General features: G+C 61.2%; 16 protein-coding genes, 1 pseudogene and 1 riboswitch. Of the genes and pseudogenes, 3 read left to right on the top strand and 14 right to left on the bottom strand.

The features are described from left to right. Positions 1-251: 251 nt before the first annotated feature. Positions 252-866 carry a DUF6919 domain-containing protein gene (locus ACX5I4_RS10005; protein WP_461836512.1) on the top strand — a complete coding sequence of 205 codons (615 nt, stop codon included), beginning with the start codon at positions 252-254 and terminating at the stop codon, positions 864-866. 65 nt (positions 867-931) lie between these two features. On the opposite strand, the gene ACX5I4_RS10000 is transcribed toward ACX5I4_RS10005, so the two are convergent. The 9 genes from ACX5I4_RS10000 to ACX5I4_RS09960 form a co-directional block, all read right to left on the bottom strand. Continuing rightward, positions 932-2599 (bottom strand): ABC transporter ATP-binding protein, encoded by a 1668-nt coding sequence (locus ACX5I4_RS10000; RefSeq protein WP_461836511.1) that lies wholly within the window; start codon positions 2597-2599, stop codon positions 932-934. Further along, complete coding sequence (locus tag ACX5I4_RS09995) at positions 2596-3546, bottom strand: ABC transporter permease (protein WP_461836510.1); 951 nt, start codon at positions 3544-3546, stop codon at positions 2596-2598. Before ACX5I4_RS09995 ends, ACX5I4_RS10000 begins: the two co-directional genes overlap by 4 nt. A 9-nt stretch (positions 3547-3555) precedes the next feature. Continuing rightward, positions 3556-4503, bottom strand: coding sequence for an ABC transporter permease (locus ACX5I4_RS09990; protein WP_459341818.1), 948 nt, complete (start codon positions 4501-4503; stop codon positions 3556-3558). Between the two features lie 66 nt (positions 4504-4569). Continuing rightward, positions 4570-6114, bottom strand: coding sequence for an ABC transporter substrate-binding protein (locus tag ACX5I4_RS09985; protein ID WP_461836509.1), 1545 nt, complete (start codon positions 6112-6114; stop codon positions 4570-4572). A gap of 130 nt (positions 6115-6244) precedes the next feature. Continuing rightward, a riboswitch (SAM riboswitch) is annotated at positions 6245-6354 on the bottom strand. A 109-nt stretch (positions 6355-6463) separates the two neighbouring features. Then, complete coding sequence (locus ACX5I4_RS09980) at positions 6464-6904, bottom strand: hypothetical protein (protein ID WP_459341820.1); 441 nt, start codon at positions 6902-6904, stop codon at positions 6464-6466. 84 nt (positions 6905-6988) lie between these two features. Then, positions 6989-7504: a flavin reductase family protein gene (locus ACX5I4_RS09975; RefSeq protein WP_459341821.1), complete on the bottom strand. Its 516-nt coding sequence runs from the start codon at positions 7502-7504 to the stop codon at positions 6989-6991. A gap of 140 nt (positions 7505-7644) precedes the next feature. Next, on the bottom strand, positions 7645-8811 hold the full coding sequence (locus tag ACX5I4_RS09970; protein ID WP_461836508.1) for an LLM class flavin-dependent oxidoreductase: 1167 nt from the start codon (positions 8809-8811) through the stop codon (positions 7645-7647). Between the two features lie 47 nt (positions 8812-8858). After that, complete coding sequence (locus tag ACX5I4_RS09965; protein ID WP_459341823.1) at positions 8859-9518, bottom strand: methionine ABC transporter permease; 660 nt, start codon at positions 9516-9518, stop codon at positions 8859-8861. Further along, complete coding sequence (locus tag ACX5I4_RS09960; protein ID WP_461836507.1) at positions 9515-10612, bottom strand: methionine ABC transporter ATP-binding protein; 1098 nt, start codon at positions 10610-10612, stop codon at positions 9515-9517. Before ACX5I4_RS09960 ends, ACX5I4_RS09965 begins: the two co-directional genes overlap by 4 nt. Positions 10613-10854: 242 nt before the next feature. Between ACX5I4_RS09960 and ACX5I4_RS09955 the strand changes: the two genes are divergently transcribed. Then, complete coding sequence (locus tag ACX5I4_RS09955) at positions 10855-11733, top strand: MetQ/NlpA family ABC transporter substrate-binding protein (RefSeq protein WP_461836506.1); 879 nt, start codon at positions 10855-10857, stop codon at positions 11731-11733. Positions 11734-11823: 90 nt separating this feature from the next. Next, positions 11824-13161 carry an LLM class flavin-dependent oxidoreductase gene (locus tag ACX5I4_RS09950; RefSeq protein ID WP_461836505.1) on the top strand — a complete coding sequence of 446 codons (1338 nt, stop codon included), beginning with the start codon at positions 11824-11826 and terminating at the stop codon, positions 13159-13161. Here ACX5I4_RS09950 and ACX5I4_RS09945 read toward each other — a convergent pair. From ACX5I4_RS09945 to ACX5I4_RS09925, 5 genes and pseudogenes are all read right to left on the bottom strand, one after another. Beyond that, positions 13152-13355, bottom strand: coding sequence for a hypothetical protein (locus ACX5I4_RS09945; protein ID WP_461836504.1), 204 nt, complete (start codon positions 13353-13355; stop codon positions 13152-13154). The genes ACX5I4_RS09950 and ACX5I4_RS09945 overlap by 10 nt on opposite strands. Next, positions 13355-13606: a hypothetical protein gene (locus ACX5I4_RS09940; protein WP_461836503.1), complete on the bottom strand. Its 252-nt coding sequence runs from the start codon at positions 13604-13606 to the stop codon at positions 13355-13357. The genes ACX5I4_RS09945 and ACX5I4_RS09940 overlap by 1 nt, the downstream gene beginning before the upstream one ends. A 527-nt stretch (positions 13607-14133) precedes the next feature. Beyond that, complete coding sequence (locus tag ACX5I4_RS09935) at positions 14134-15531, bottom strand: PLP-dependent cysteine synthase family protein (RefSeq protein ID WP_461836502.1); 1398 nt, start codon at positions 15529-15531, stop codon at positions 14134-14136. Between the two features lie 370 nt (positions 15532-15901). After that, positions 15902-16522 (bottom strand): helix-turn-helix domain-containing protein, encoded by a 621-nt coding sequence (locus tag ACX5I4_RS09930; RefSeq protein WP_461836501.1) that lies wholly within the window; start codon positions 16520-16522, stop codon positions 15902-15904. Between the two features lie 29 nt (positions 16523-16551). Then, positions 16552-17759 (bottom strand): annotated as a pseudogene (locus ACX5I4_RS09925) (allantoate amidohydrolase). Positions 17760-17800: the final 41 nt, after the last annotated feature.

The raw sequence follows: 17800 nt of genomic DNA, 5'->3' as shown, positions 1-17800 counted from the left end.
CCCAGCCTAGGCAGGCCCGGCGTAGTCCCGAAGTCGGGATTTCATGCGCCGACGCGACGGGTCAAACTGCTGCACAAACGGTCATGCGGCGCCCCTCAAGGTCATCAAAAGCCCCTCGGGGTTAATCAAAAGTCATGCACTCCGACCGATCGGCACCGGCCCTGCGCACGGTTCTCGGCCTGGCTGCCGGAGATTGACTTGTGTTTCAGTCCGGCTGGGACGCGCGTTCCACGGGGCTGTAGCATCCGTGGATGAATGAGAGCAGAATCGCCCGGGATAGCTATGGCCGGCTCCTGGCGGATCGCGGAGTCTGGCGGCAGGCCACCACCATCGAGGCTGCCGGGGAGCTTACCGCCCGGTGGCTTGAGGGAATGAGCCAGTACCAGCCCGGAACTTTCTCCGCGAGCTTTGATGAGGAAACTCTTGCCATTGCTGCCGATCTCGCCGAGATCAACCGGAACGGGCTTTTCACGAAGGAATCCCAGCCTGGCCTGCGTACCGGCAGCGGAACTGCGCAGCGCGAGTACGTCACCGGCTATTGCAGCGCAACAACGGCGTCCCGCTTGTTGGAACTATCAACGCAAGGGGAACTTGTCACGGTAGGCCACTCCCCCGGCGAGTTGAGCAGGTCCTCCATCCCCGTGACAATCCAGGGCCGCGAAGTAGTCACAGTCCTCGGCTCTAGCGAGAGTCCCGTGGAAGCGGTTCAATTTCAGGACTGGTCGGACGAAGCCAATGAGACCCTGGCCTTGGCGCTTGCCGATTCCTGGTACGTCGAGATCTTCGACCCGGTGTGGGGAAGGAATGACCGGCTCCTGCCGGCTGTCCTTGAAGCTTTGAAAGCGCCAGCGACCCATGGAGAATGACGAAGGCGGGGACCGGTTTCTCCAGTTCCCCGCCTACGCGGCCTTTCCCAGCTTTAAACGGATGGTCAGGCGACGGTCGTCGTCCGCTGTCCGGGTATGGCCTCGATGAGTTGGCGGGTATAGCCCTCCGAGGGACTCCTCAATACCTGTTCGGTGTCTCCGGTTTCGATCAGTTTCCCCGCGCGCATCACGGCCACCCGGTCCGAGATCTGCTGTACGACGGCAAGGTCGTGGGAAATGAACAAGTAACTGAGTCCCTCACGTTCCTGAAGTTCGACAAGAAGCTTGAGAATCTGGGCCTGCACGGACACATCCAATGCAGACACAGCCTCGTCAAGGACAACAAGATCCGGCTTCAGCGCGAGTGCGCGGGCGATCGCGATCCTTTGGCGTTGGCCGCCGGACAGCTCAACCGGGCGGCGGTCCGTGTAGAAAGCGGGTAGTTGCACTGCCTCAAGCAGTTCAGCGACGCGTTGCCGACGTTCCTCCTTGGTCCCTTCGGCGAACGCCCGGAGAGGTTCCCCGATGATGTCCCCCACATTGAACCGTGGGTCAAGTGAAGCGAAGGGGCTCTGGAACACCACTTGGAACCGTCGCCTCAGCTGCCTGAGCTGTTCACCTTTGGCAGCGGCAAGATCGTCACCGTCAAAGAGGACCCTTCCTTTGGACGGTTTCTCGAGTCGCAGCAGCAGCCGCGCTACGGTGCTCTTTCCAGAACCGGACTCACCCACCAGCGCCAGGGTCTCGCGTCGGCCGATGCTGAAGGAAACGCCGTCGACCGCTTTGAGCGTGTTCGGGCCGGCACCGGTCCGCGGAAGCCTAAACGACTTTTCAAGTCCTGATGCCTCTACCAGCGGCCGGGCGGCATCGTCCGTCCCGACGCGGAGAGGCAGGACCGGAGCGGTCCGCAGGCGGACAGGGTTGAGGCCCGGTGCCGCGGCAAGCAGTTCCTTGGTGTACGCATTCTTGGGGTTGTTGAACACTTGCTCGGCAGAACCCTCCTCGACGATGCGACCGCTTTTCATGACAATGATTCTGTCCGCGCGATCTGCCGCTACAGCGAGATCGTGGGTAATCAGCAGCACCGCAGTTCCTTGTTCCGCTGTTAGCGCAGCGATGTTGTCCAGGATTTGGCGTTGGACCGTCACGTCAAGCGCGCTGGTTGGTTCGTCTGCGATGACCAGCTTCGGCCGCGTAGCTAGTGCCGTGGCAATAAGCACCCGCTGACGCATTCCTCCGGAAAATTGATGGGGGTATTGACGAGCCCGGGATGCGGCTTCGCGTATTCCGCTCTCCTGCAGCAACCGTACGGCGCTTTCGCGTGCGGTCTTCTTCGCTTGGATACGGTGGATGGTCAGCGCTTCGGCGACCTGATCCCCTACGCGCTGAAGTGGGTCCAGTGATGCAGTGGGGTCCTGGGGGATAAGACCGATCTCCTTTCCGCGCACGCCCTGCCATTCCTTTGCGGTCAGGCGGATGAGATCGGCGCCGTCGAAGATCACGCTTCCCGATGCGCGGCGGGCGTTTGCCGGCAGGAGGTTAATGACGGAATGCGCTGTGGTGGTCTTGCCCGAACCAGATTCCCCTACCAGAGCAACCACCTCGCCGGGATGGACCTCGAAGCTGACACCCCGAACGGCGTGATGGGTCCGTCCGTCAAGCTGGTAGGACACATTCAGTCCGGTGACCTTCAGCAAGGGGGCGGCTGTTTCCATGCCGTTGCGGACTGTCATGAGTGGGTCCTCTCGCTGCTTTGGAACGCGTGGGAAATACGGTTGGTAGACAGGACGACGGCGGCGATCACAATGCCAGGTAGGGTCACCAGCCACCATGCCGCGACGAGGTAGTCGCGGCCCCCCGCCACGAGGGATCCCCACTCTGCGGCGGGCGGCGGGGCGCCAAAGCCCAGGAAGCTCAGCGATGAAATGGACAGCACTGCCATGCCAAATTCCAGGGCTGACAACGCCAGGACCGGCCCCGCAGCATTGGGCAGCACGTGGCGAAGCAGGATGGTGTGCCAGCGAACTCCGGAAGAGCGGGCTGCCTCAACGTACACGGCGGTATTTACGCGGAGGGATTCGGCACGCATGATGCGGGCAAAGTTGGCGACGCTGGCAACTCCGACGGCGATGGCAATGTTGACGGTGCCGAATCCCAGGACGGTGATCAGTGCGAGCGAGAGGAGCAAGCTTGGTATGGCCAGCAAGACATCCATAAGGCGCATGATGGCATCGTCGATCCAGCCCCGCGTGGATCCGGCCAGCAGGCCCAATGCCGAGCCGGCAACAAGGCCGACGGCCACAGCAACTGCCGTGGCCGCCAGGGACGTGGCCGAGCCATGCACCACCCGGGAGTAAAGGTCCCGGCCCAAGCTGTCGGTTCCAAACCAATGGAGCGCTGAAGGTGGTCTTAGCCGGTCTGATGGGATACCGGTGTCCGGTGGCCACTGCGTGAAGGCACCTGGAATCACCGCCCAGAGCAGCACCAGAACCATGAGCAGGACGGCGAAAACCAGCCCCGGGTGTTTGATGGCGCCATATGACGCTTTTTTCAGGACCGCCTTAAGGTTCCAATGTCCTCTTGCCGTATGGCTCGAAGCCGGACCCGACCCGAACTCCTCCGGGGGACGTGGAACCGCCTGCGCCGTCCCATCGGCGTCCGCCAGCACTTGCTGTGCCACTGTTTGCTCCTAGGTCTTGGGCTTGCGGCCCACGCTGAGGCGCGGATCCACGAGCGGATAAATCAGGTCAACCAACAAACTGGTGACAACGAAGATGGCAGCGGCCAAGACGACGACAGTCTGGACCACCGGAATGTCGCGGCTGTTGACTGCCGTGACCGTGAGACGCCCGATACCTGCCCGGGAGAACACCGTTTCACTCACAACCGCGCCGGCAAGGAGGTTTCCGATCAGGATGCCGAGCATGGTCAGCGTGGGGATGGCAGCGTTGCGTAACGCATGTCCGAACTGAACCAAGGCTTCACTGGCCCCTTTGGCCCGGATCTGCTCGATGTAGGGTTCGCCGAGCGTCCGGTGCAGGCTGCGGGAGAGCAATTGGGCGATGATTGCGCCGGTGGGGATGGCAAGAGTGAGTGCCGGCAACACGATACTCGCCGGACCATCGTTGCCAAGCGCAGGAAAAAGCCTGAGTCGAAAAGAGAAAAGCTGGAGCAAGAGCAGTCCGATCCAGAAGGTGGGTACTGCAATACCCAACGGCGGCAGGGAACCTAACGCCTGGCGCACCCACCGGCTCCGGCTGAAGGCTGAGGCAATTGCGAGAGCGCTCCCCAGCACTACTGCCAACGAAAACCCGACAAGCGCCAACTTGACGGTTTCCGGAAGTACTTCCGACACAGCCTGTGTTGCCGCGACACCGTTCTTGATGGACACGCCAAAGTCCAGCCGGATCGCCCTGAACAAAGCCGCGAAATACTGCTCATAAATAGGCTTATCGAGGCCGTACTCGCTGCGGAGCTTCGCGACGAGGGCCGGGTCCACCGTGTTCTGTTCTTCGCCTCCGGCCATGATGCTCACGGCATCCCCCGGGAGCAGGTAGAGGATGAAGAAGGAAACGGTATAGGCCGCCCAGAGAACAAAGGCGCCTTGGAGTAGACGTTGTCCGATGTAGCGGATCATCTGCGTCCTTAGGTAGTCAGGGTAGCGGTCGGCCAACACCGCTCGTATTGGCCGACCGCTGGCGGCTTACTTGCTCAGCCAGGCGTCATAGAAGTCCAGTCGGCTGGAGGCCTCAAACTTCAGGTCGTGCACCTTTTCGCTGGCGGAGATCGTGGTGGAAAGTTCATACAAGGGGATGGAGTGTGCTTCCTTGATCAGGGTTTCCTGCGCCTGATCCACCAGCTTTTGCCGCGCGTCCTTGTCCAGGGCCGCCGCTTGGTCCCCCAAGGTCGTATCCACGGGAAGGGGGTCCCGCAGGTTGCTTCCCCCGCGGGCGGTGTTGGAAGCAAAGACCGTCCGGAGGACGTCCGGGTCGCTTCGGGTCAAGTTGCCGTAGGAGAAGTCATAGTTCTTGTCAGCCTGGGCAGCCGTGACATCAGCGATGGTGGTGAACTTGAGCTGAAGATCCACCCCGATGGCCTTCAATTGCTGCTGTACAAGTTCGAGGACTTCCTTGGGAGACTGCCAATAGGTGACCTTGAAGGAAAGCTTCACGCCGTCCTTGGCACGCACACCATCGGCGCCGGTCTTCCAGCCTGCGTCATCCAGCAGCTTCTTGGCACCGTCGGGATCGTATTTCAGCAGGGAGTTGAAGTCCTTGAAGAACGGCGTGGTGTGGGAAAGGACACCCTTGGCTGGCTGGTCCGCCTCCGTGAGCAAAGTTTTGGTGATTTCCTCCCGATTGATGGCCTTGGAGATGGCCTGGCGAACCGCGGGGTCCTTGAGCTTCGGACTGCTTTCGTTTGAATACAGGTTGTAAACCACGCCGGGGTTGGCCCTCGTCTGGTTCCAGAAGCCGTTGCCATCAAAGAGCTTGATATCGGCCGCTGAAATCGCCGCCGTGGCGTCAATCTGGCCGGACTGCAGACTGCCCGTCCTGTTGCCAGCCTCCGGAATGATCTTGAACGTCACCGTTTCCAGATAGGCCTCGCCCTTGTTGCTGTTGGTGGATGATGGCCAGGAATAACCGGCTCGTCGCGACAGGACTGCCTCCTTGTCCACCGTGTAGCTCTTCACAGTGAATGGACCAGAGCCGGAGAACTTGCCAGCGCACCGGTCCTCCACGGAAAGTTTTGCCGATGACGGCGACAGCAGCCCGAGCGTGAACGTAGAGGTTGCCTGCAGGAACTGGGCGTTGGGCTTGGTGAAGTCCACCACCACGGTCTTGGGATCCTTCACCGTGATGGCCTTGACGTCGCTCAAGTAGGTTGAGCCCAGCGTGGCTTTGGCGCCCAGGGCTTTGATTGCTTCGAAGTTGGTCTTCACGGATGCCGCGTCAACAGCCGAGCCGTCGGCAAAGGTAGCTCCGCCGCGCAAAGTAAAGGTGAAGCTGGTGGCGTTGGTGTTTGCCTCGAACTTTTCGGCGAGCCAGGGAACGATCTCTCCTGTTTTCGGATCCTGCGAGGTCAGCGAAGCTACTGTCTGTCGGGCAATCGCAATGGCGTCGTTGTTGCCCACCTGTTGTGGATCAATGCAGCCACGGTCAACTGATAGGGCGAACGTCAGGTTTCCCCCGGCACCGGTGTGGCTGATGAACTGGCGGGGGACCCGGCGTCGGCCGCTCCCCCGCATGCGGTGGCCAATAGCGCAACGCTTCCAACTAGAAGGCCAAGAGCGGCCGGTCTGCGGCGTTTTCCGCGTAGGGGTATGGCAGGCATTTTTCCTCTTTCAAGAACGTTCGAGGCCTCAAGGCGGCCGGCATGACATTCGCTTGCCGCGGTTGCGGCCAGGTCTGTTTCCGGAGCACCCCGCCATTTGATGCCTGAGGGTTGCCGCAGCACGAGCCGGTCCTTGGCGTGCTAACTCTTGACCTACGAGTTGAATGTAGAAGTCATCCCTTGGATAGACAAACCGCTCGTCGTGGACGGTAAATTCGCGCAATACGGCGTCAATGCGCTCCATAATCCGTCATGTGAGAACCTCACAACACGACTGCAGTTGCCCGTAGAGAGGGCGGCGCCTCGAAGTCCTCCAACACATAATGGAAAGACTTGCCGCTCGGTGTTTCTTGGCTGCCGTTAAATTCTGCCGTCGTCCATAGAACATGAGCTATAGCATCGGCCCAGGCATGAGCCTCCTCCCAGTAGACGTTTGCTGGGGAGCCGTTGGAGTGTCGGTATAGCGATACGGAGACCATGAATTTGTTTGCCTCCTGAACGTTTCGCTGCGTAAAGCCCACAACTTCTACAGACAGCCCCCTTGTGATCATTGACGGCTTCTGTTGCATTGCCGTTGCGACGCCAACGCCTTCAACCCCTTCCGCGAATGCATCTTGATCGGCAAGTGCAAACACCTGCTCCCGAAACCACTTCAGATCCTCGTCGCAAATCGTTCGAATTCTCTGGGACAGTATGCTGATCATGCCTGTTGTCATCTCAGGAGCAGCCGCCAATGCGGGTACGGCCAGCGGGACACAATTCTCCGCACGAGGTGGTTGTCAGGAGAATCACGCCACCGTCTCCAGGATCCCGGTCTGAGGCCGCACCTCTAAATACTCTCCCTTGAAGAACAGCAGCGGCTCAGCATCCGTGCGGGCACTCAAAGCGCGCACGGACGCCACAACAATGGTGTGATCGCCGCCGTCGTACTCCTGATGAAGTTCGCAATCAATCCAAGCCAGCGCCTGCGCGAGGATGGGGTTCCCGAATGGCGACGGCGAGTGCTCCACCCCAGCAAATTTATCGGTGCCGGACTTTGCAAACTGGGACGCCAGATGTTGGTGCCCGGCGGGTAGGACATTGACGGTGAATCGGCCTGTTTCGCGGAGGAGCGGCCAAGTACTGGAAGTGCGTGACGGACTGAACGACACCAACGCCGGGTCCAGGGAAAGCGATGCGAATGACTGACAGGTGAAGCCTGCCGGGCCACTTTCCGTCGCAGCCGTAATCACGGTTAGGCCCGTGGCGAAATGTCCCAAAACATGCCGAAGTCTTTGCGGCGTCAAATCGGAGTCTGCGGTCATGAGGAGTCCTTTCCGGGATTGTTCTTTCAATCAACCACTCGGATATTTGGTTCTCAACACAGCCGAAACCAACGGACACTGACGGCAATACGGCTTCATATCCCGCATTACGGCGTAAAGAAACGGGCGCTGTGGAGCCGCTATTCACCTTTCGCTTTCAGGACTCTTTCCCGCGCTGCAGCGTGACCCGCCCTGATTTCGCCGGCCGTTTTCCCTGCCTCCCTGCGCGTGACTTCCGCTTTGAGCTGCGGGATCACGTGTTGCCCGAATTCCACGGCATCGGACACAAAGTCGTAGCCGCGCAGCCCGAAGATTTCGAACCCCAGTTCGTGGTAGTCCAGCAGCGCTTTCGTCACCGTGTCATAGCTGCCCACCAACGCCGTCGCGCTGCCTCCCCCGCCGCCGGCAGCTTTGGCCAATGCTGTCCAGAGGGCGCGGTCGTGGTGGTCGCCCCGCTCGGCGGCAGCGAGCAACCGTTGTGTTCCTGCGGCTTCTGCTTTCGCAGCATAGTGCCTGACGGGGTCAATCACCTCGCCATTGGCCCGCCGGGCCTCGAACCGGGCAAGGATCCGGTGTGCCTTCTCCCACGCAAGCTCATCGGTGGGAGCCGTGATTGGCCGGAACGCAATCTGCCAACGTAGCGGAGTGGTCCGCCCAGCCGCCGCGGCCCGTTCAAGGATCCGCTGTTGTTGGTCTGCGGCATCGGCAAGCGGTTCGCCGAAAAGGGCATAGATGTCTGCTTCTGCGGCGCCCACTTCCCACGCGGCCTCAGATGAACCCCCGAAAGAGATGCCGGGGCGCCGGCCGGCGAAGGGCAGGATACCGCTCGCGAAGTTCTCGAAGCGGTAGTTCTCACTGTCCCAATCGAAAGCTTGGCCGCCTTCCCAAGAGCGGCGGACGATGCGGATGTACTCCCGCGTTCGGCGATACCGCGCATCCTTGCTCAGGAAGTCCCCTTCGCGCGCTTGATCCGCCTGGCTCCCGCCCGTGATGAAATGCACCGTAAGCCGGCCTTGAGAGATGTGGTCCAGCGTCAGGAACGACTTCGCGGCAAAGGTGGGATACGAGACGTTGGGCCGGTGGGCCAGCCGCAGCTGGATTCGCTCAGTGTTCACGGCAACCAAGACCGCGTGGACGGACGGATCCTGAGTGGCCGAGTTGTACGCGAATAAAACATGGTCCCAGTTGTTGTCTTCGTGGACCTTTGCAATCCGAACAGCGTACGCCGGGTCAAAAAAGGACGTAGTGGCCGCAGACGTCTCGGTGGAATCGTTTCCGGCACCCATGCCGAGGAATTCGATGGGCATCTTATACTCCTTGAGTTTCCGTTGAAATCCTGTGCTCCGGGCTGCGATCAGCGGCGGAGGATCCTTTGGGCAAGCCAGTTCCCGAGCAATTGGGCGGCCTGGACCATGGCGATGATGATGATTACGGTGACTAAGGTGACTTCCCAGTTGAATTGCTGATACCCGTACGTGATGGCGAAGTTTCCAAGGCCACCGCCGCCGATGTAGCCGGCCATGGCTGACATGTCAACGATGGCAATGAACATGAAGGTGTAGCCCAGAATCAGCGGGGCAAGGGATTCTGGAATCACCACTGCCCACAGGATGTGCACCCTGCTGTCGCCGACGGCCCGGGCTGCCTCCACGACGCCGGGGTCTGACGCCACGAGGTTCTGCTCAACAACGCGGGCAATCACCACCCCTGCCATGAGTGCCATCGGCAGGACAGCCGCCGTGGTGCCGATGGTGGTTCCCATGACCAGCAAGGTCAATGGCGCGATCGCCGTGATGAAAATAATGAACGGAATAGGACGGATGATATTTACGAGGAAGTTGAGGACCGCGAAGAGCGGTCTGTTGGCAAACAGGTTTCCAGGCCGGGTGGCATAAAGGGTGACGCCGAGCACCAGGCCGGCGACTCCGCTGAGTACCACCGTGATGGCCACCATGAAAATGGTCTGTTGGAACGACTCCCCCAGAACGGGCAGCAATGTAGTCCAATCGGTCACGGCTTCTCTCCTGCCCTTTCGTAGGTCTCTTCTGGAAGGGATGTTCTTGCGGACGGTGCCGCTCCGATGGTTGGCTCGTCAATCGACGTCGTTCGCGCCAGGTCCGCGAGCGCGCGGTCGATGTCCTCTTCATTGCCCGTGAGCTCGTAGGTGAGGGTTCCCAGAACGCGGTTCTGGATTTCGGTGACGCCCCCGAACACGACGCTGGCGGACACCCTGTGTTGGGCAAGGGTGGACGCCACCGAGTGGGTGGGGCTTGCCTCCGAGATCCCTACCGAAACAAGTCTCCCGGGATGCACTGTGGCAAGTCGGCGCAGTGTTTCCGGTCCAGGGGTCCCATGGACTGCAGTCGAGACGAACCTCCGGGTGGATTCGCTCCGGGGATCGGCGAAAACCGAGTAAGTGGGGCCGGACTCCACCACGCGGCCTGATTCCATCATCACAACGGTGTCGCAGATCTCACGAACCACGTGCATTTCGTGGGTGATGACAATGATGGTTGTACCCAGTTCCTGGTTGATCCTGCGCAGGAGCAGCAGTACCTCCTGGGTTGTCTCCGGGTCCAGGGCGCTTGTCGATTCGTCAGCCAGCAGTATGTCCGGGTGGTTGGCAAGGGCCCGTGCGATCCCAACGCGCTGCTGCTGTCCGCCGGAGAGCCTGCGGGGATACCGGGTGGCTTTGTCGGCGATGCCGACGAAATCAAGGAGTTCCTCTACGCGTGCCTTGATCTTGTCCTTCGGCCATCCAGCCACTTTGAGCGGGTATGCGACGTTGCCGAACACGGTGCGCGACTTCAGCAAGTTGAACTGCTGAAAGATCATGCCGATTCCGGATCGTACGGAACGCAATTCTCGCTCCGGCAGCTCCGAGATGTCCCGTCCTTGGACAAAGATCCGGCCCGAGCTCTGCCGTTCCAGTCCGTTGATGAGCCGGACGAGGGTGGACTTGCCGGCCCCTGAATAGCCCACGACGCCGACGACGGTTCCCTTTTCGACGTCGAGGCTCACATCATCTACTGCCCGCACCACTGGCGCCCCGCTCCCCTGACCCGGGAAGTGCTTGGAAACATTGCGCAGTGACACAATCGCGCTCATGGAAGCCTCCTTGTAGTGATTCGGTGGCCGCGCTGAGTGGGCGCAGCAAGGGTTCGACTGCCCATCCAACAGCGCGTGCGCACGGACTTCCAACGGGATGTCCGTGAATGACTTCGGGTTGCGGAAGGTGAACGTAGGCGACTGCTTGTTTCAGCGAGCTGGCCCGTGCACCGCAGCCGTGCATAGCGTGGGCTTGGGCCACGATATGCCCGAACTCGCACCATTTATCTCGGAGAGCATCAATGAAAAAGCGCTTGTTAATAGCCGCCGTCGGCCTCGTCACTTCCCTGGCTCTGAGTGCGTGCGGTGGCGCCGCGGGTGGAGCGTCACCGTCGGCGAACAGCAAAGTGGTCATCGGCGTCGACGACGGCGCAGAAGAACACTGGGGGATCCTCAAGTCCAAACTCAAGGAGAAGGGGATCGACCTTGAGGTGAAGACCTTCACCGACGGCGCCCAAATCAACACCGCAACCCAGCAGGGCCAGGTCGACATCAATCTGTTCCAGCACCTGATCTACCTTTCCCAGTTCAACGTCAAGAGCGGCGGCACTCTGGTGCCGGTGGGCGCCACAGCGGTGTACCCGTTGGCTTTGTACTCCGAGAAGTACAAAGCGGTTTCTGAGCTGCCGGCCGATGCCGAGGTTGCCATCCCCAACAACCCGACCAACCAGGCACGGGCCCTTCTGAACTTGCAGACGGCGGGTCTGCTGAAACTCAAGGACGGTGGCAATACTCTCTCAACCCCGGCTGAAATCACTTCCAGCAAGATCAAGGTTGTGCCCGTAGACAGCAACCAAACGGTGAACGCGCTCAAGGGCTCGGTTGCCGCTGCTGTTGTCAACAATACGCAGGCGCAGAAGGGCGGTCTTGGGGACAACAAGATCATCTTCAAGGAGAACCTCGACTCGGAGGCATTGGCTCCCTACATCAACGCCTTCGTGGTGAAGGCCGACAAGAAGGACGATCCCCGATGGAAGACGATCCTTGACGCCTACCACACGCCTGAGGTCGAAGCATCAGTGACCAAGCTGAATGGCGGCAACCTCAAGTTCAAGGCCGACTGGACCCCCCAGAGGCTTCAGGACGTTCTGACAACGGAAGAGAGCCGTATCAAGAAATAGAAGCACAGAGCGCAAGTAGTACCGATACATCTCAGGGCGCGGCGATTGCCGTGCCCTGAGCTCATCCGCACCACATTCCAGGAGTTACTCTTGACCGAAGCACTACGTCGGGAACACCGCCAGATCCACTTCTTCGCCTACCTCGTCGGGACAGGGATCCATCTGGCGTCTTGGCGGCACCCCACCGCCTATCCGCCAGCAAGCATCGATTTCGCACACCAGCTCGAACTCACGAGAATCGCTGAGGCTGCCAAATTCGATGCCGTCTTCCTCGGGGATTCCTTGGCCATCGATGAAACGTCCAATCCGGGCATCCTCAACCGTTTCGACCCGGTTGGCCTGGTGACAGCGTTGGGCGCTGTAACCAGCCAGATCGGACTCATCGCGACATCGTCGACGTCATACGACGAACCGTTCAACTTCGCCCGCGCTGCCTTGACCGCGGACCATATCAGCGGAGGACGCGTCGGCTGGAACATCGTCACCACGAGGGACTTGAGCAACAGTACGGCTGCAAACTTCGGCGGAACCGACCATTTGGACCACGGGCTGCGGTACAGGCGCGCCGAAGAATTCGTACAAGTGGTGCGCGGCCTGTGGGATTCATGGGCGCCCGGTTCATTCCCTTATGACAAGGCCTCCGGACTCTTCTTTGACCGGAACAAACTGCGGAAACTGGCCCACACCGGCGAGTTCTTCCGTGTTGCCGGGCCACTGAACATTGCACCGTCGCCCCAACATTCACCCCTGCTGGCCCAGGCAGGCTCCTCGATTCCCGGACAGCGCTTGGGCGCTCGCTTCGCCAACGCCATCTTCGCCAGCCATCGTGACATCCCCGAAGCTGCAACTTTCCGCACGGCGATCCGGAGCCAGGCCGCCGCCTTCGGCCGCAACCCGGATGAACTCTTCATCTACCAGGCCATCTCCCCTGTTGTTGCCGACAGCGAAGAGGAAGCCTTGGAGCGAGTGCGCGAGCTGGATGCACTCATCACCGAGGAACAGGTTCTGGATTTTCTGCAGAAGTACTTCGGTGGGCTCGTCGATTTTTCTGCCCTCAGCGAGGACACCAGCGTTGCGCAGTCCGGCATCCTAGGCATCTCAGATCTCCGCAGTGACTTCAGGGCATCCGGTGAGCAGATCCGGGGCAGGGAGAACGAGGTGAGCCTCAAGGAGCTCTACTCGATCCTCACGGGTGACAAACGCAACAACGATTTCGTCGGAACACCGGAAAAGGTCGCGGATTCACTGGCTCGCTGGCACTCTTCCGGAGCCGCAGACGGCTTCAACCTGATGTTCTCCCTCTTGCCCCAGGACCTCGAGCTGTTCACGTCCAAGGTGATTCCGCTCCTTCAGGAGAGAGGGCTCGCCCGGACAGAGTATTCCGGAAACACGTTGAAGTCCCATCTGGGTCTTCCGGTTCAGGGGTAGTACCAGTAGAAGGAAAAGTGCTCATCCACGGTTTCTCCGTCTTCGGAGGGCCGAGCAGTGTCCGTTGATTCCTCCGGGACCTCCTGAACGCCCATAAGTTCCGCGAGAAAAGGCCAGGCCGCCCACACGACGGCAAGGAGCAGAGGCAGGCTGAAAGCAACGAGCAAAAGTGCGGCCGCGACTACCCCGTCCATCACGCCTCCACCGTGGCTATCCGGACGCCGTCAGCATGTGTGTACATGGCACGGCCCTGCCCGGACGAGCTAACCACCCAAACGATCTTGGAGTCAGCCGTCTTGGCTTCCACACTTCCGTGGTAGGAGAAACGGGTCGCAAGTTGGACTTCCACACTCTCCCCCACCCTGATAGCCGACCAGTCCTGCGTCGAATACTGAACGTCCACCACGCGATACTTGCGCCGTGCCCTCGCCCCGAACCTAGTCATGTTTTCCTTCCTTTCTGATGGGGAAGCCTTCGCGCGCTTCTGCGCCCGAAGGCCTTTCGTTGTTATTTGGCGCTCACTCCGCAATCGCGAACTTATGTAATGCGCTGTAGTTGCTAGCCGGAATAGGACCACAGCGTAGCGAGAACCTCGCCTCGATTGCTGGCACCAAGTCTTGGACGGTCATGACCCTTCACAGGCAGAAATCCAGAGACTTTGGGCGTAAGCTCCGTCAACGTGAAGTCGTCCGTCTCCCCGCTGGGCCTGCCGCCGCAGAGCGTCGCCCACCGAGTCCAACACCACCAGAAGGGCGTCGCATCATGACCCGTCCATTGGCCGAACCGCCCCGTACGAATTCTCCATTGAGGACTACCTACAGATCATCATGGACTTCGCCATGAACATTGCGCCGGCGCTCGGGTGGCAGCCAAAGCACGCAACGGCACTGAATTGGGGCCAGCCACTGGTGTGAGCGTCTGGATTTCGTGCAGACGTCTGGACGCAATGCCCTAGTCTTCTGTTGGCCGGCGCTACCTTGATAACTCAGGAATTGAGAGGAGCGCCGCAGCAATCCGGCCGTCGACCAGGACCGCATTGACTCCATACCGTTGCTGCGGACCGGAGTCTGCGAACTCGGCGATGGGCTGCCCGATCCCGACGGTGCGCCAAGTTACGCCTGCCCGGGCTGCCGGTCCTGGCCGGGCACCGGCGTCGTCGTGAAGCAACCCGTTGAGCGAGTCCAGGGTCACGACGGCCGCAACTTCCCGGGGGTGGACCGCATCGAAGTCCCCTCCTCTGTCCAACACGAGGAAGACGGGGTCGGCATGCTTCGTTCCCCGTGCTTCGAGAGTCCGGATCGCCTCAGCCACACTCACATCGGCAGGAAGCAGCGAAACACCGCCCGGCAGATCCGGCACGAGCGAGCGGATAGTACCTCCGGCCTCTGGCGATTCCAGGAATCCGGTGGTTCGGGCCCAATCATCGTTGAAGTAAGTGGAGAGGTAGTTCCGGCCAGAATCAGGAACTATGGCCACCACTGTGTGGTGCTCATCGAGCTCTTCGGCAAGGCGCAGGGCAGCAGCAAGAGCCGTACCAGCGGTACCGCCAAGCAGCAGGCCTTCCTCCCGGGCAGCCCGGCGTGCCGCTGTAATGGAGTCCCGATCGCTGACGCGTATGTATCTATCCACAACACGGGTGTCAAAGGATTGCGGCCAAATGTCGTCGACCGTATCAGGATGGACAGCGTGGCCAGCGCCTTCAACGTATTTAAGAGCCCCGTCGCCGCCGCCATACGCGGAATGTTCGGGATCTGCAGCAACGATTGTCACCCTCTCGCCGCCGACCTCCTTCAAGTACCGGCCGACGCCGCTGAGCGTCCCACCGGTGCCTACAGTGGCCACAACATGCGTCACGCTCCCCTCTGTATCCGTCCATATCTCCGGTCCCGTGCTGTGGAAGTGCGCGTCGGGATTCGCGGGGTTGTCGTATTGCATGGCAAGCCAGGCTCCAGGCGTCTCCGCAGCGAAGCTGGCGGCCCGGCTGGAAAGGTGGTCGGAATGCTCACGGGGCACGAAATCGCTGACCAAATGGACCTCAGCCCCGTACGCGCGAAGCAGCCGGACTTTCTCCACGGATGTTGCACTGGGCGCAAACACAACGGCACGATACCCCAGCTGTGCAGCTACCAAGGCGAGGCCCACACCGGTATTCCCGCTGGTGCCTTCAACGACGGTTCCCCCGGGTTTCAAAAGCCCTTCGCTCTCGGCAGCCCGGATCATTGAGAGCGCAGCCCTGTCCTTGACGCTGCCTCCAATGTTCTGGAACTCGAGTTTCACATAAATCCGCGGGCGCAACCCATCGGCCAAATGATTTAGCCGAAGAAGCGGCGTGTTCCCGATAGCGTCCAAAACTGATTCGAAAACGGCCATGGTGCCCCCTAATGCTGGTCATCGTTCTGCAAACACCGGCGCTATGCCGGCCTTCCGGCCACGTTACCCAATGGGAGGAAGAGCGCCCAGAGCGTTGAAACCTGGCGTCCTCTGGGGCAACATCCCGGACATGTAAGGCCTCATGGACTTTGGTGAGACGCCTTTACGGTGTGATCGCCCTCAAGGAGCTATCGAAAATTCTCGCGCGCCCAGAGAAATACCGTTCTTTGCCAGCCAGAGGTCGTTGAACGCTTTGCTGAGGTAGTTGGTCCCCGCATCCGGGGCGATAGCAACGATGGTGGATCCGGCGGGCGCCGACCGGGCTGTCTAGAACATTTCGGAATTACGCGTCAATACACGGCCTAGGCTGTTACTTTGCGGATATGGCCAGGAACCTGATGGGCAGTTCCAGCAGTTCCAGCGGGCCGTGGGGTCCTTCGCCATCGAGGAGGAGAGAGTCCCCTGCTTCCATGGTGTATTCGTAGGCGCCGTGGCCGTAGACCATCTTTCCGGAGAGCATATAGATGAATTCCGTGCCGGGGTGCTGGAAAAGCGGGAAGACATCCGAGGCGTCGGTCAGCGTGACCAGCGTGGGTTCGAGAGCGTCGGTGCGTCCTTTGAGGGTTCCCAGCACGCGGTATTCGTGACCGTGCTGGGTTCCGCTGCGCACAGTCAGGCTGCCTTCGCCGTGCTTGGTGAACGTTGCGTCCCGGTCGGTGTCTGCGCCCCGGAACAGCGCGGTGACGGGTATTTTGAGTCCGTCTGCCAGCCGCTGCAGGGTCGTCAGCGAACACGAGGTGCTGGCTGACTCGATCTTGGAGATCATCGCCTTGGACATGCCGGTCCGGGTGGCAAGTTCCGCGGCCGAGAGTCCCTGGCCTGTCCGGTAGTGGCGGAGTTGGGCGGCAATGATGCGTTCAAGTTTGCCGGCCACACCGTCTGATTCGACCTTTGCCGTCACATCCGTCTCCCCGCCAGTCTGATTGCTCACCCAGCCATCATAGGCGGCAGCCATGGCTTCTATCCGATCGAGCGGGCTTCGCCCAACAGGCCCTGGAGGACGTCCACGAGCGCATGTGCCCCGGCGTCCGCGTCCGCGTCCTCCACAAGCTCTTCGGGGAATGCGAGATGCCGCTGGGGTTCCTGACGAACAGCATGGCGGTTGGGATGTGGGTTGCGAGCACTCCAGCGTCGTGGCCGGCCCCGGTATCCAGGACCGGCGCACCGGGCAGCAGGGCCTGGAGCTGGTCCCGCAGGCCGGTGTCGAAGTGGACTGTGGGGCTGAGCGATTCAGTGCCGAAGGTGACAGTGCAGTTTTCTTCGGCGGCGATGACCTGTGCGTTGAGGTGGATGGATTCGACCAGGGCGGCGGTGACTTCGTCCCTGGGGTGGCGGACGTCGATCCACAGGTCGACGCGGGAGGCGATGACGTTGGTGCCTCCCGGGACCGGCTGGAGGCGCCCGACGGTCGCGCGGGCGTCCCTGTAGTTCCTGGCCGTGTCGCGGATGCCGATCATGATTTTGGCGGCGGCGATCATCGGGTCTTTCCGGTCCTTCATAAGCGTGCTCCCGGCGTGGTTGCCCTCGCCATGTACGGAGAGCTTCCACCGGCCGTGGCCCAGGATGGACGATCCGATGGCCACCGGCCGGCCCAGGTCGACCAGTCCCCGTCCCTGTTCGACGTGCAGTTCAACGAACATGCCCAGCTGCTGGAGGGTCGTGGGGTCCGCGCCGATGAATCGGGGGTCTTGCCCGTTGGCTGCGGCCACGTCGGCGTAGGTGTTCCCGTCGGCGTCTTTGAGGTTGCGGGCCTTGTCCGGATCGAGAGCACCGGTGAGAAGCCGGGAACCCAGGCAGGCGACGCCGAAGCGGGAGCCCTCCTCTTCGGGGAACACTGCGATCGCCAGCGGCCGGCGCGGGCGGATGCCGCGCGCCTTGAGGATGTCGACGGCGACCAGCGCCGAGGCGACACCCAGCGGGCCGTCGTACTCACCGCCGCCGGGAACGGAGTCGAGGTGGCTGCCGGTGACGACGGCGTCCGCGCGGGTGCCGGTGGCGGTGTCCCACCAGGCCCACACGATCCCGTTCCCGTCGGTAGCGACGTCCAGTCCGCGCCGGGCCGCCTGCTCGATGAACCAGCTCCGCAGCTCGGTTTCGGCATGGGAGAAGACCGGCCGGGAGTATCCGCCGCGGTACTGGTCTTTGCCGACTCCGGAGATGTCCCGCATGAGGCCGGATACGGTGCTGGTTGCCGCTTTGATCGGCGAAG

This window comes from Arthrobacter sp. MMS24-S77 (genome assembly GCF_054888235.1).
The sequence above is the reverse complement of the archived record's forward strand: the minus strand, read 5'-3'. Positions and strand labels throughout refer to the sequence as shown.